Genomic DNA, 15469 nt, shown 5'->3' with positions numbered 1-15469 from the left:
ATCCGGAAAACGAATGAATTGAGGAGATTTCTGCGGTAAATGATGTTGATTAAATCAAAACCTTATTTCCCTGCTGGAAATCGTCTATAATTTTATAGAATGAAATGATCTGTCTGGTGTATTCTTTCGTTAAAATGAGTAGACCAGTTGATCAGTGTCTGTTTTGATCAAGAGTTTCGTCAGACAATGAATCCTCCCGATCGCAAGGTGCCATCAGCGAGGACTGAATTTACACGCTTTGCATTTCTTTTTCTGACAACGGTGAAAGTCACATAATGAAAAATGTCAACCAGATGTTACTGGCCTTTATTCTGGGACTTTTAGTGCTCAACGGAAGTTCGTCGCTTCAGGCTGATCCAGCGGCCAAACCTGTTGTGAAACCGCCTCAGAATGCGAAACAGGCGCCCGATGCGAATCTGGATGAGCCACCATCTCAGCCTGTTTTGTTCATGACAATTGACAGCCCTGTCGGTGAAGTGACTTACGGGCGGGTGACCAATGCTGCGCTGGCGTTACAGAACGAAGCGGCACAGAGTAATGAAACCGGGTATCTCGTATTGAAGATTTCGCCCGGATCCAGTCCTTTTCATCAGGTACAGGGGTTAGCCAAGTTTTTAGCATCTTCGAAGTTGTCAAATTTAAAAACGATTGCCTGGATCCCTGAAACCGTGATTGGTAATAACGTTGTTCTGGCGCTAGCCTGTGATGAGATTGTGATGCACCCGGATGCCGAATTGGGGGATATTGGATATGGGAAAGCCATTGATCGAGATGAACGAGAATTTGTGCTTTCGATTGTAGAGAAGCGTCATAATAACAAGCTTAGCCGTGCGCTGACCTTGGGAATGATGGACCCGCAGCAGGCGGTTTTGAAAATCAAGATTCAACAGGGAGAAGGGGAGAACAAGCAGATTGAATCACGCATTGTGACTCCCGAGGAGTTAAAGCGACTGCAGGATAATATGGCTGTGATTCTTGATGTTGAAACGATCAAAGAAGTCGGTTCACTGGGGGTATTCTCCGGCAGTAAAGCGCGGGCTCTGGATGTGCTCGTGCAACAACTGGCTCAGAATCGGGGAGATCTGGCGGAACTGTATGGAATACCGCGTGAAAAGTTACGCGATGATCCTACGATGGGGGATGCTCCCAAGACGATGCTGATTCGAGTCGATGGAATGATTGAGCCTATCCTGGAAGCATTTATTGAACGACAGATTAATCGTGCCGTCAATTCCGGTGCGAACATGCTGGTGTTTGAGATTACTTCCGGCGGCGGATACTTAATTTCGGGAACCAATCTGGCGAATATGATCGCCGACCTTGATGCGCGAAAGGTGAGGACTGTTGCTTATGTACCCGAATATGCGATGAGCAGTGCGGCGATTATTGCGCTGGGCTGTGATGAAATCTTTCTGAAACCCGATGCACAGATTGGTGATGCCGGCCCAATTGAAATGAAAGAGGATGGCCAGTTTGAGCATGTTCCTGAAAAAATACTGAGTCCTTTACGCGTGACACTCAAGGAGTTAGCAGAGAAAAAAGGGAGGCCCGCTGCTGTCTGCGAAGCCATGTCCGATAAAGATCTGGAGATTTTTGAAGTGACCAATAGTAAAACCGGCCAGATTTGGTATATGACCGCAGAAGAAATTCATGAGTCCAATGGGGAGTGGATCAAAGGGCCCGTTGTTCGCGAATCACGCAAAGCAAATCTGTTAACTGTGAACGGCAATCGAGCCCATACCTTAAAAATTGCAGAACCTCCCGTACGGGACATGGAAGAATTGAAGCAGCGACTGGGGATTCCGGTTGATACAAAGCTGATTGCTGTCGGACGGACCTGGGTAGATACGCTGGTTTATGTTCTTAACTCTTCCTTTGTCACTGGATTAGTGTTGGCACTTGGAATTCTGTTTGTCTATCTGGAACTGTCTACGTTAACAGGCATGTTTGGAATTATGTCGGGCGTCTGTTTCGGCCTGTTTTTCTGGAGTCATATTCTGGGAGGGACGGCCGGTTATCTGGAGATTGTTCTATTTGCGATGGGACTGATCTGTATTTTACTCGAACTTCTGGTGATTCCCGGCTTTGGTGTGTTTGGGGTTTCAGGGGGGCTGTTGGTCTTTGCTTCCTTCATCATGGCCAGCCAGACGTTTGGTGACTTTAATACCCTGCGTCCTGGTTCTGATCTTACCACAATGACGAATACGGTTGGCACGGTGAGTGCGTCCTTAATTACAGTCATTATTCTGGCGATTGGCTTGAATCGGTTTCTACCCGAGTCCCGTCTGATGAGTTCTATAATTCTGGCACCTCCGGGTGAAAATCCTCGGTCCGGGGCACATGAAATTCAGTTGGATCCGGGGTTGCTTGAAGAATCGGGGACATTGAAACTGCCAGGGCTCGATTTACGGGTTGGGATGCAGGGGGTTACCATCTCTGTGCTCAGGCCCGCAGGACGGGTCGAGATTGAGGGGGTCTGGGTGGACGTTATCAGCGAAGGTCCCTTCATACAGCCAGGTGCAGAAGTGGAAATTGCACAAATAAATGGTAATGAAGTGATCGTACGTGAGGTGGTCTGAAAGTTGTCTGGCCATATTGCTTCTGGCATGATAGTTGATGGTGAGTGTACGTAAGGATATTTGCTGGGGCGATTTTAAGTGAAATTTACCTAACTGATTCTATTCAAAAAGGTTTTCGTTTTCGAGGTAGCGTATCCATTGAATAATCTATTCAAAATGCTACATTAGTTACCTTTAATGCCCTGAAAGCTAGCGTAATAGCTTGGTTTTCTCTCGCCATTACCAGTCTAAAAAGTCAAGACACGGAACGTAGTGGCTATCTTTAGCATTGGGTAATCCCCGATCTTCTCTGTTTGTCATGTAGTTTGTTTTAAAGGTTTAGGTTAGAAGAATGTCAGTCACACAGGAACGAAGAGCAGAATTGATTCAAGAATATCAGTCCAAAACAGGGGATACCGGATCTGCTGAAGTGCAGATTGCTGTACTTACAGAACGGATTGTCAATTTAACAGAGCATTTACGATCAAATTCAAAAGATCATGCCAGTCGGAGAGGCTTACTGCAGATGGTAAGTCGTCGACGTGGTCTGCTTGATTATTTGCACAAAAAGAATGCAGAAAGCTACAGGGAAATTCTGGATCGGTTAAACATCCGAAAATAGTTTCGGTGTTCGCTGATCTGAGTCGGTTTGTCGGAAAAAGAATTAGGAAATTATTGTGAAAGTAGTTGTTGAATGTGAGGTTGGCGGACAGAATCTAAGTCTTACAACTGGTCAGTTAGCGAAGCAGGCCGCAGGCTCTGTATTGATTCAATATGGTGAAACAGTTGTTTTTGTTGCTTCAGCAACAGGACCAGCAAGACCCGGGATAGATTTTTTCCCATTAACAGTTGATTATCGGGAACGAACTGCCGCAGCAGGTAAGTTTCCTGGTGGGTTTTTAAAACGCGAAGGGCGTCCCACAACGAAAGAAATTTTGACGGCTCGTTTAACAGACCGTCCCATTCGTCCGCTCTTCCCAAAAGGGTTTAATGACGAATTACAAATCCAGTCTAATGTCATGTCATGCGATGGCGTGAATGACCCGGACGTGCTTTCTATCAATGCAGCCAGTGCTGCTCTCTGTCTCTCACCTGTTCCCTTCAAGGGACCCATTGGTGCAGTACGAGTCGGTCGCATTGACGGTGAGCTGATTCCCTTCCCGACACGCGAACAGATTGCGGAAAGTGATCTGGACCTGATTGTCGCCGGAACAGTTGAATCTGTGTTGATGATCGAAGGATTTGGCGATCAAATTCCTGAGGACGAAATGGCAGCCGCCATTATGTTCGCTCATAAAGAGCTGGGTAAGATCTGCAAACTGCAATTGGAATTGCGGGATAAAGCAGGTATTGAACCATTTGAGTATGAAGCACCTCCGGAAAATCCCTTCATCGCCAAGTTGGATGATGCGATCTATCAGCGACTGAACTCTGCGATGCAAAGCACAGTCAAAGCAGAACGACGTGAAGGTGCCAAAGCCATTCGCGATGAACTGATTGAAAAGTTCTTCCCGGAAGAAGCCGAGACAACCGAAGATGGTGCGACTCGTGGCCAGTTCGGCGAAGCGTTTCATGATCTCGAAGAGCGAGCCGTGCGTGAGCTGGCTATGTCAGGTCGTCGTCTGGATGGACGTACTCCTGATATGCTGCGTGATGTTTCCTGTGAAACAGGACCTTTACCACGCGTTCACGGTTCAGCTTTATTCACACGAGGTGAAACCCAGTCGATGGCTACCGTCACATTGGGAACATCTCGTGACAAGCAACGTGTTGATGGTCTGTTTGAAGAAGAATTGCAACGATTTATGTTGCATTACTACTTCCCTTCGTTTTCTGTGGGGGAATGCCGACCGATTCGAGGACCAGGACGTCGCGAGATTGGTCATGGTTGTCTGGCAGAACGTTCTGTGGCACCTGTTATGCCAAGCGAAGAAGATTTTCCTTATACAATCCGTGTGATTTCCGATATTCTTGAATCCAACGGAAGTAGTTCGATGGCGTCTGTCTGTTCAGCGACATTGGCTCTAATGGATGCCGGTGTTCCTTTGCGTCAGCCTGTCGCTGGGATTTCAATCGGTCTGGTGACCTCTGGTGATGAGTTTAAAGTTCTGACTGACATCATTGGTGATGAAGATCACTTCTGTGATATGGACTTCAAAGTTGCCGGAACCCAGAAAGGGATTACAGGAATTCAGCTGGACCTGAAGAATGAAGGGATCAGCGAAGAAATTATTCGTGCGACCTTGGATCAGGCCAAAACAGCCCGACTGGATCTGTTACGAACGATGTTGACTGCCATTCGTCGTCCTCGTGCTGAGATTTCTGCTTATGCACCTCGACTGCATCAGACTAAGATCAATCCTGAAAAGATTGGCTTGCTGATCGGACCTGGCGGAAAAACAATCCGTGCGATTCAGGAAGAAACTGGTGCGACTATCGATATCCAGGATGATGGTACTGTTACGGTATCCGGTGGAAACGTTTCTGTTGTTGAAAAAGCGATGGCACACATCGAAGCATTGACCGAAGAAATTCGTGTAGGTCGTATTTATGATGGTGTGGTCAGCTCAATCAAAGAATTTGGTGCATTCATCGAGATTGCTCCAGGTAAAGATGGCCTGTGCCACATCAGCGAACTGTCTGACGGATTCGTTAAATCAGTTGGTGATATCTGCAAGATGGGTGACCGCTTGCAGGTCAAAGTGATTGCCGTCGATGATCAGAACCGTGTTAAACTTTCCCGTAAAGCTGTTCTGGCGGAACAGGCGGCAGAAAGCAACGGAGATGGTGAAGCGGACGCTGAAGAAGAATAAAAGACGTTTGTCTTTGATCTGATAAAACTATAAAACGATGAAGGAGCTCGACGTGAGATGACTTCATCGTTTTATTTATATAGACATGAGACTAGTAATACATAGATCAATCGAAGTATGAGTCGTTTGCACTTCAATTGAATGTTGAATGGTTGGGAAGATTCAATGTCGAGAACATCTGCAATGAATGAGAGCCCGTTAAGCGTTGGTGAACGCGAAAAGTTTGAAGCACAGTATTCGGAAATCGCGACCCTTGCTGGTGGCCTGGCTCACGAAATCAAGAATCCTCTTTCGACCATGAGCATGAATCTGGAGTTGCTCACCGAAGATCTGGATTCTCTCGATGTTCCGGCGAAACATCGGATGTTGAAAAAAGTCGAAAGTGTGCAGCGGGAATGTAAGCATCTGCAGGATATCCTGGATGCATTTCTGCAATTTGCCAGAGTCGGTAAGCTGGCTTTGAGTGCAGCGAATCTGAATGATCTAGTCAGTGATTTTATCGACTTTTTTCGACCGCAGGCACGAGAGGCGAATATTGAGATCAGTCCGCACTTTGATGCAGATTTGCCACCGATTCAGGTGGATCAAGCTTTGTTTCGGCAGGTGCTGATGAACTTGGCTCTAAACGTGATTCAAGCCATGCCCGATGGTGGACTGATTGAGTTGCAGACCTATCACAAAAACGGAATGGTTTATCTTGACCTGATTGATAATGGGAAAGGCATTGATGAAAAAGTGAAGTCACGAATGTTTGATGCTTTCTTTTCTACCAAATCCGGAGGCAGCGGCTTAGGTCTGCCGACGGTCAAAAAAATCATCGATGCGCATCATGGGACGATTGAATGTGAAAGTGAACCAGGGCGGGGAACTCGCTTTACCATCTCGTTTCCGGTATGCTGAAGACGCATTATTGAACGCAGAGATTTGTTTTCGACTAGAGTCAGATGTGGCTTGTACGGGTGGTGATTGACTCGTTTTAGGCTAAAATTATCTTGAGAAAAAGTCACTCCCGGCGGGAGTAACACCTTCCTATTTGAATCAGTAAAGGCTTAGAGTCTGCTCGATGAGCTCAAAAGACACAAAGGATACAGACCTCGAATCGATTGTGATTCGGGTCTTGATTATTGATGACGATGAAGCCCATGCACAGGCTGTGGCAGAAAGCCTGGAGCGTGTGGGGTGTGAATGTAAGATTGCGACCTCTGGAGAGCAGGGGGCCAAACTGATTGAGCGTGAGACAGCTGACATTGTCATCACTGATTTACGTATGGATGGGGTAGATGGCTTATCGATTCTCAGAACAGCCAAGGAAGAGCTACCCGATGCAGAAGTGATTGTGCTGACCGGGCATGGTTCGATCAATTCCGCCGTGACCGCAATGCAGCTGGGCGCGTATACGTATCTGACGAAGCCACTCGATATTAGCGAGCTGCGTAACGCCGTAGAGAAGGCCTCGACTCGAGTGCGACTGATGCGTCGGAATGCGGAGCTGCATCGTCGGCTCGATGAAAAATTTGGCTTTGAAGGGGTGATTGGTAATACGCCCCAAATGCATAAAATTGTTGACAAACTGAAGAATGTGGCGTCAACCAACAGTACCGTTTTGATTGAAGGTGAAAGTGGGACTGGCAAAGAACTGGTAGCTCGTGCGATTCATCAAAACAGCGAACGGAAAAGCAAACCATTTGTGCCTCTGAATATATCGGCGTTGCCCGATAGTATTCTGGAAAGTGAACTCTTCGGGCATGAACAAGGTGCGTTTACCGGTGCCGTGGGAAAGCGGATTGGTAAATTTGAGCATGCGAACGGAGGAACGCTGTTTCTCGATGAAGTCGGTGAAATGCCGATGCAGACGCAGATTAAGTTATTGCGTGTGTTGGAAGATCGCAAAATTGCCCGGCTGGGCACGAATGAAGAAATCACTTTGAATGTACGACTGGTGGCAGCTACAAATGCTGACCTACTAGAGATGGTCAAGCAGGGATCGTTTCGGCAGGACCTCTACTACCGCTTGTCTGTGGTCAAAATTGAGCTGCCTCCTCTGCGAGAACGCAGGGGAGATATCCCTTTGCTCACCGATCACTTTTTGAAAGAACTTTCTTCTCAGTACGATAAACCTTACGAAGGAGTTTCTCGCGCTGCCCGCCGCGCTCTGATGGCTTATGACTGGCCGGGAAATATTCGTCAGTTGCGAAATGCAGCCGAGCGAATGCTGGTTCTTGATACGGATGGCGTGCTGGATTTAGATGATTTGCCTGAAGAAATTGTCCCATTGGGAGGGCCGGAAGGCGACAGTAGTTATACCTCCGATCGTTCGGGGGCTGATTTTCTGATCGGCCGACCGTTCGCGGAAGTGGAACGGTATTATATTGAACGGGCCCTTGATCTGGCTGATGGCAAACGTGAAGAAGCGGCGAAAATGCTGGGCATAGGCGAGCGAACACTTTATCGTAAACTCAAAGAATACCAGAAGCAGAAAGAAGAGCAGAGCAAGTAAGTCTTGCCGTGTGACTGATATCGAGGACATGCACTGGTTCTCTAATGATTCGTACCGCTCCCGCTGAAGTGATCACCGTGATTCTGATGGAATTGACGTCGTGAATGGTCAGCTGTCTGCTTTCTCTAGACCTCCGACGCGCTTCGAGGGCTGCTTCGCTCTCAATTCAGCGATGAAGAACAATGTTGAGTTAAGTTCAATTGCACTAATGGCTAACGTCAATAATAATATGGTGCCTAAGCAAGCTTTTGAAGTTCTGACTGGGGAATCTGTGCGGAAACTCAAATAAACCAGAGAAAAATGTTGACAGAAATTGACGATCCGTCAAAATGAGGATGTTATGAAAACCAGTGATCGCAAACAACGTGAAATTCAGGAACGTGAAGCGAAGATTCTCGAATGCGCACGCCCCATGTTCATTGAAGGGGGCTACAACGGCCTGAATATGGATCGTCTGACGAGCATGCTCGAATATTCCAAAGGGACGATTTATAACCACTTTTCCTGCAAAGAAGAAATCATCATCACGCTGGCGATTCAGACGCTGGAAAAGCGGTTGGCGATGTTTGAAAAGGCGGCTTTGTTTCAGGCAACATCACGCGAGCGGATTGCTGCGATCGGGACGGCAGCCGAGTTATTTGTGAAGACTTATCCCGACCATTTTTGTGTCGAACAAACGATTCGCCTGGATTCGATTTGGGATAAAACCTCCGAAGAACGACGTAATTTAATGTCAAATTACGAACATCGCTGCATCGGCATCGTGGGTGGAATTGTGCGTGATGGAATTGCCAGAGGGGACGTTCATCTAGTTGAGAATGCCTCACCCGAAGAAATTGTCTTTGGGCTGTGGTCGCTTTCGGTTGGTGGATATTCGATTATTACCACCAGCAATTCGCTGGGGGAGTTAGGGATGTCTGATCCTTTTAATATGGTACGCCGAAATTACCATCGTTTTTTGGACGGGATTCAATGGCAGCCGCTCAGTACCGAAGTCGATTATGACGCGGTTTTTGATCGCGTGAGTCAGGAGGTCTTTGGAAATGAGCTACCACAGATCCCTGTTTAAACGGTGTTTTTTTGACAATAAAATGACGTTTCGTCAAAATGTGTGGTTCTTATGAAACGCTTTCAACTTCTGTTATTCACGTTTATTCTGATTGGTGTGCCGGTGGCATTCTGGGAGTATTCTGAAGTCGCTTTCTCTACAGAATTAGCGGATACCAATACAAAACAGGTGGGGGTTCCCGTTGAAGTTGTCAAACTGAAGCCCGTCAAATCGTTTGTACGTCAGCGAAGTTATACCGGGCGCGTAGCAGCCGCACGGACGAGTGAGCTGGCATTTGAAAGAAGCGGAAAACTGATCAACGTTGCTGTGGATGAGGGGGATACGGTTCAGGAGAATATGGTTCTGGCCAATTTGAATACACGGCATCTGGAAGTGGTGCGATTGCAGCTGCAGGCAGAACGGGCGGCTGCTCAGGCCAAGCTCAATGAATTAAAGGCGGGCCCGCGTCAACAAACGATCGCCGTTGCGGAAGCGGAGGCCCGGCAGCTGAGTTCCAGGTTGAAAAATCTGAAAGCCGATCATGCGCGTAATGAGGAACTGCTGAAGCGAAATGCGATTTCCAAATCTGTATTTGAAGCATCTCAGTATGATGTGGAGCAACAACAGGCACAGTTAGATGCTGCTCAGAATCGTCTGTCTGAACTAAAGGAAGGGACGCGGAAAGAACAGATCGATGCCCAGACCGCGGTCGTGGCAAACCTGGATGCATCGTTAGCTGATAATCAGGTCGATTTGGATGATGCTGTCTTAAAGGCACCATTCAGCGGACGCATTTCGAAACGCTATGCGGACGAAGGTACGGTTATCCCGCTCAATGTACCTTTATTTCGACTGGTAGAAGATCAAAAACTGGAAGCACACATCGGCGTTCCCGTTGAGATGGCCGGGAACCTGGAACGAGGTACGCAGCAGGCAGTTCAGTTGAATGGAAAATCATATGAGGCCACGCTGAAGGCGATTTTGCCGGAACTCGATCCCGTGACACGGACTCAGGAGGTTGTGCTGGCGTTGAATTCAAAGGCTTCTCAGTCTCTTGTTCCCGGACAGGTGATTCGAATTACCATTTCCGAACCGATTCAGATGCAGGGGTTCTGGCTGCCTTTGAGTGCATTGGCGCGTGGAGAACGCGGCCTGTGGTCTGCTTATGCTGTGGTTGATGGAACACAGGAAGAGGAGACCGTATTAGAGAAACGTCAAATTGAAGTATTACACACGGAAGGAGATCGAGTACTGGTACGGGGGACACTTCAGACAGGCGATCAGATCGTAGTCGATGGAATTCATAAGCTGGCCAACAGGCAGCCTGTTGTAGTTAAGTCGATCCGCTAAAAGACAGCATTGTTGCAATTATCGAAACAGAGGAAAACCTTTCAGGGAATCAATGGGGAATTCAATCATGCTGGAAGGTTTGTTCTATCGAAATCGACGATTGCTGATATTGTTGATGGCGTTGATTACGGTAGCTGGTCTTTCCAGTTATTACGTGCTGCCGCGGATGGAAGACCCTGTACTGACCCAACGGGTCGCGCGAGTGAATACGCGTTTTCCCGGCGCTGACGCGACACGCGTGGAATCGCTGGTTTCTGAAAAGATCGAAGAGGAACTTCGCGAGATCGATGAGATCAAAGAGCTGCGTTCCATCTCCCGGACCGGCATGTCATCAATGACGATTGAGTTGCGGGATGATGTGTACGAAGTCGACGAGGTCTGGTCGCGGATTCGGGATAAAATTGACGATGCACGCGTTGAATTTCCAGCCGGCGCAGAGGAACCCGATTTTGAAGAACTGGAAGTCAAAGCATATGCTTTGATCGTGGCTTTGGTTTGGGATAATCCGAATGATGTGAATTATGCTGTGTTAAGGCGGACGGCAAAGCAGCTGGAAGACCGTTTGCGAGCGATTTCCGGTACGGAAGACATCGATACATTCGGCGATCCTGAAGAAGAAATTATTGCGGAAATTCAGCCTGATCGTATTGCGGCTCTGGGCTTAAGTGTTCAGCAAATTGCGAATCAGGTCGAATCGTCGGATGCCAAGTTGACAGCAGGCTTACTGCGTGGGCGGAAAAGTGATTTGACGATCGACGTGGATTCTGAACTGGATTCCCTGTCGCGGATTGCCAACACGCCGGTTCAATTTGGTGCGGAAGGCCATTCCGTGCAGTTGGGAGATATTGCCACGATCAAAAAAGGAGTCGCGTTGCCTCTGAACAGTCTGGTGATTGCAGATGGAAAACCGGCAGTGACTTTAGGTATGTTCGTGCGGGATAGCGTGAGGATTGATCACTGGAGCCAGGCAGCGACCGCCGCTATTAAAGAATTTGAACAGAGGCTGGCCAATGACGTGAAAGTGCAGACATTATTCGATCAAAACCGCTATGTGGAAGCACGCCTGGATGGCCTGGTCTGGAATTTATTGTTCGGTGGGCTGGCCGTCATCGCGGTGATTGTGTTTATGATGGGCTGGCGGAATGCGCTGGTGATTGGAACGGCGTTGCCTTTGTCTGCCTTTATGGTTCTGACGGGATTGCGTTTTCTGGATATTCCCATCCACCAGATGTCAGTCACAGGACTGATTATTGCGCTGGGGCTGTTGATCGATAATGCGATTGTCGTTGTCGATGAAGTGCGATCAAAATTACATTCCGGGATGGCCCCCGATGATGCGGTTATCTCGACGGTTCGTCATCTGGCAGTACCCTTGTTGGGGTCGACATTAACCACAGTATTAGCGTTTGCTCCGATCGCGCTGATGCCTGGTCCCGCGGGAGAATTTGTCGGTTCGATTGCCGTCAGTGTGATTCTGGCAATCAGCAGTTCCTTCTTCCTGGCGATGACCGTTATTCCCGCAATTGCTGCGCTCTTTGCAGATCCGGAAGAAGACCCGCTCAACGCTCACTGGTGGCAGATTGGTTTCAGTCATGCGGGAATGCGCGACGCATATCGGAAGTCGCTGGACATCCTGTTTTCTCGCCCGTTACTTGGCGTGGCGGTGGGATGTGTCTTGCCTGTTTGTGGGTTTATGGTGGCAGGATCGTTGCCCGAACAGTTCTTTCCTCCCGCAGATCGCGATCAGGTGAATATCGAGCTGGAGTTGAATGCGCATGCTTCTCTCGCGGAGACAAAGGAAACGATCGAAACGATTCGCCGCGTGGTTCTGGAGCATCCTCAAGTGAAGGGGATCGAATGGTTTCTGGGAGAGAGTGCACCACAGTTTTATTATAATATTATTGCCAAGCGTGAAAACGCGTCTAACTATGCCCAGGCCCTGGTACAGCTCAACTCGGCATCAGGTGGGCAGGAGCTGATCCATGAGTTGCAGCGGGAACTTGACCGTAAGGTACCGCATTCGCGTGTGCTGGTGAGGCAGTTAGAGCAGGGACCTCCATTCGATGCGCCGATAGAAGTCAGGTTATTTGGTCCGGATCTGCATCAGTTAAGTCAGAGTGGTGATGAACTGCGTACGATTTTGAGTAAGACCCCTGATGTGCTGCATCACAAAGCGGAGCTGGCCGACCCGTTACCGAAGCTGACGTTGAAAATTGATGAAGAACAGGCACGTCTGGCAGGCCTCGATCATGCTGAAATCTCGCGCCAGTTGGATGCCGCACTGGAAGGGGCACTGGGGGGCAGTATTCTGGAAGAGACGGAGGAACTGCCGGTTCGGATTCGTGTACCCCATAATCGACGGGGCTCTATTAATGACATTGCCTCGTTGCAATTGATTTCCAGTAAAAAAACAAGCGATGGTCAGTCTCAGTTCGTACCGCTGACTGCGATTGCCCAGGTGCAGATGTCGTCTGAAGTCGCAGCCATTTCGCACTTCAATGGAGAACGCATGAACGAAGTGCAGGCTTATATTAAAGCGGGGGTCCTTCCGGCGAAGGTGTTGGCAGACTTTCAGGCGAATATGAAACAGGCCGGTTTTGAACTGCCCCCTGGCTATCGACTGGAGTGGGGGGGCGAAGCCTCGAAACGTGACGATGCTGTAGGGAACCTGATGGCAAATGTCGGCGTTTTAATGGTGTTGATGGTGGCGACACTGGTTTTGTCATTTTCCTCCTTTCGTGTGGCGGCTTTAGTCGGGACGGTGGGGCTGCTTTCGATTGGTCTGGGGCTGGGCATGCTCTGGCTGTTCGGGTTTCCGTTTGGCTTTATGGCGATCGTCGGTTCGATGGGCCTGGCAGGGGTCGCGATTAACGATGCGATTGTGGTGCTGGCAGAATTACGAGCGAATCCCGAGTCACGAAAAGGGAACCGGGTTGTGGTGCGCGATGTCGTGCTGCGTTCGACCCGGCATGTGGTGGCGACTTCACTGACGACGGTCGCCGGTTTTGTGCCGTTAGTCATTGCGGGTGGCGGTTTCTGGCCTCCACTGGCGATTACGATTGCCGGCGGCGTGGGAGGCGCGACCTTACTGGCGCTATATTATATCCCTTCGGCTTACATCCTGGTGATGTGTCGAAATTGTCCGCTACGGGCGACTGTCGGCGAACCTGTGAGCGAGGAACAGGGGGCCACACTGCTCTCGAAATTGAAAGAACGGTTGCCTGTATTACGGTAAAGGGTGAGGCTACTTGATAAATTCTCTACCAGTAAAATGAAAGTACCTCTAAGATCAACAGAGAAATCTCAGAGGTACCGTTCAGATCAAATATATTTTGGGGTTACTACTTTTTCAAACTCACGCGGACGAGTTCTTTATCATTGCGAGCGAAGAGAGATTGGTTGGCGAATGCGGGATGGCTCCAGACGACAGGGCGGCCGAAGGCTTCGTTAGTTGGTTCGAGAACATGAAAGCGGCTGATCTCTTTGTAGCCGTCGGGAGACAGATCGGCGAGAACCAGGTCTCCTTTTTCTGTGAACAGGAAGAACTTGTCATTGTGCTTGACGATGAACGCGGTCGCATGGCGATCGCGGCGGCCCGCTTTTGTCACTTTTTTGGTGGCCCAGAGACGTTTGCCGTCTTTCAGGTTGACGGCGATGAAATCCCCCGATTGAATATCGCTGCCGTAGATCGTATCGCCTTCAATAAAAGGAGTGCTGTTACAGCAGAACAGAGCCTCTCGGGTTTTGCCTTTCCAGACGATTTCGGCGGCAGGTTTGGGATCGCTTTTAAGCTCAATCCAGGCGGCTTCATCACCAATGCCGGAGACGTAGAGGAAATTCCCGTGTTGCCGAGGAACCGTGACGGACATGTTATAAGCGGGTTTGAGTGGAATTGACCAGTAGACTTTGCCTGTTTCTGGATTGAGTGAATTCAATGAGGCAGGGTGCCAGATCAATAGTTGCTTTGTACCGTTGTGCGTGATCATGGTCGGGGGACAGTAGCCGGTTTCTGCATTATCGAGCGATCGCCAGAGTTCCTTGCCGGTATCTTTATTAAAAGCGACCGCAAGCGAGTCTTTGCCGCCAACGAGACAGTACAGAGTATTCCCGTCAACCAGTGGACTGGCAGAGTGCCCCCAGAAAGGTGTTTTTGCCTGATAGTCGGTTTTAAAATCTTTACGCCAGATAACTTTGCCATCGTTTGCATCCAGACAGACTAGATTTCCTTCCGCTCCCAGGGCATAAACTTTGCCGTCAGCAACAGTGGGGGTGCAACGAGGGCCGGCTGCATAGGAGATGTTGTAGGGGCAGTCATATTTATATTCCCAGATGACTTTTCCTGTGTCAGCGGAGAGGCATTGAATTCTCTCGTCTCCTTCAATCTTTGAAGGACCTCCGGGATTATTTGCAACCTTTCCTGATTTTTTGATGTAGTCCTGCACATAGACTTTATCATCGACGACTGCCGGGCCGCTGTATCCCAGACCTACAGGAACCCGCCATTCGACTTTGAGCCCCTCTTCGGGGAAGGACTCTACTATACCGGCAGCATCCCAGGTACTGGTGCGATCGGGACCCAGCCACTGGGGCCAATCGTCAGCGTTTGCGAACGCAGAACTGAATAACAGCAGGGTAATGGCAGATAGAATACGAAGGGGCATTAGTATTTTTCCTTTAGTTTGGCGGCAGCGCGATGTCTATCGGTTTGAATTCAGAAGCGATCCGTGCGTCGCACTATTTACTGTAAGTAGTGTCGTCGGAATGATCAATGTCCCGATTATATCTTGCTTAAAATCACAGTTCGCAAAGTTTTCAGTAAGAGTCTTAATTTGTAGCTGGAACGGGACTGCTCAGCAGGCTGGACAGTTAATAATCAGACTCCCCTGCGCTACGACCAGACGTCTGAAATTATGTCGAACCCGGCAAAATACATCATGATTTTCTTTCCTACTTCTAACCAGAACTCAGGGACTCAGCCCTGATTTTCTCTAACCATCTTCATCTTTTTTTCATAAATTGCTTCCTGATTTGGCCAGTTGTTACCAGAAATGAAGACAAAGTATACAGCTCTCCAGGATTTAAGGACGATTGGAAGTGACTGGTATCAAAGGGATTAAGGTGGGATATGGGGAATTATTTTGACAATTGAAAATATTTTGCTTAAATAAACGAATGAATATTAATGGAACTATGTTCTATATGA

Annotated in this window: 9 protein-coding genes; 8 read left to right on the top strand and 1 reads right to left on the bottom strand. The window is 48.6% G+C overall.

Features of this window, described 5'->3' with window-relative positions; translation table 11 throughout:
- The first annotated feature begins 275 nt into the window (after positions 1 to 275).
- From Enr17x_RS16140 to Enr17x_RS16105, 8 genes are all read left to right on the top strand, one after another.
- Positions 276 to 2579 (top strand): NfeD family protein, encoded by a 2304-nt coding sequence (locus Enr17x_RS16140; protein ID WP_145310464.1) that lies wholly within the window; start codon positions 276 to 278, stop codon positions 2577 to 2579.
- 331 nt (positions 2580 to 2910) lie between these two features.
- A complete protein-coding gene (gene rpsO / locus Enr17x_RS16135; RefSeq protein WP_145217610.1) occupies positions 2911 to 3180 on the top strand; it encodes a 30S ribosomal protein S15 in 270 nt (89 codons plus the stop codon).
- Positions 3181 to 3235: 55 nt separating this feature from the next.
- On the top strand, positions 3236 to 5371 hold the full coding sequence (gene pnp / locus Enr17x_RS16130; RefSeq protein WP_145310462.1) for a polyribonucleotide nucleotidyltransferase: 2136 nt from the start codon (positions 3236 to 3238) through the stop codon (positions 5369 to 5371).
- A gap of 165 nt (positions 5372 to 5536) precedes the next feature.
- Entirely contained in the window at positions 5537 to 6271 is a 735-nt protein-coding gene (locus tag Enr17x_RS16125; protein WP_198000608.1) for a sensor histidine kinase, read from the top strand.
- Positions 6272 to 6434: 163 nt separating this feature from the next.
- Positions 6435 to 7868, top strand: a complete 1434-nt coding sequence (locus Enr17x_RS16120) for a sigma-54-dependent transcriptional regulator (protein WP_145310459.1) — start codon at positions 6435 to 6437, stop codon at positions 7866 to 7868.
- A 340-nt stretch (positions 7869 to 8208) separates the two neighbouring features.
- Positions 8209 to 8937: a TetR/AcrR family transcriptional regulator gene (locus Enr17x_RS16115; protein WP_145310457.1), complete on the top strand. Its 729-nt coding sequence runs from the start codon at positions 8209 to 8211 to the stop codon at positions 8935 to 8937.
- Between the two features lie 51 nt (positions 8938 to 8988).
- Positions 8989 to 10266: an efflux RND transporter periplasmic adaptor subunit gene (locus tag Enr17x_RS16110; protein ID WP_145310455.1), complete on the top strand. Its 1278-nt coding sequence runs from the start codon at positions 8989 to 8991 to the stop codon at positions 10264 to 10266.
- A gap of 67 nt (positions 10267 to 10333) precedes the next feature.
- Complete coding sequence (locus Enr17x_RS16105) at positions 10334 to 13501, top strand: efflux RND transporter permease subunit (RefSeq protein WP_145314042.1); 3168 nt, start codon at positions 10334 to 10336, stop codon at positions 13499 to 13501.
- Positions 13502 to 13607: 106 nt separating this feature from the next.
- Here the strand turns inward: Enr17x_RS16105 and Enr17x_RS16100 are convergent, their stop codons facing one another.
- On the bottom strand, positions 13608 to 14927 hold the full coding sequence (locus tag Enr17x_RS16100) for a PQQ-binding-like beta-propeller repeat protein (protein ID WP_145310452.1): 1320 nt from the start codon (positions 14925 to 14927) through the stop codon (positions 13608 to 13610).
- Positions 14928 to 15469: the final 542 nt, after the last annotated feature.

Source organism: Gimesia fumaroli (assembly GCF_007754425.1).
Lineage (GTDB): Bacteria > Planctomycetota > Planctomycetia > Planctomycetales > Planctomycetaceae > Gimesia > Gimesia fumaroli.
The sequence above is the reverse complement of the archived record's forward strand: the minus strand, read 5'-3'. Positions and strand labels throughout refer to the sequence as shown.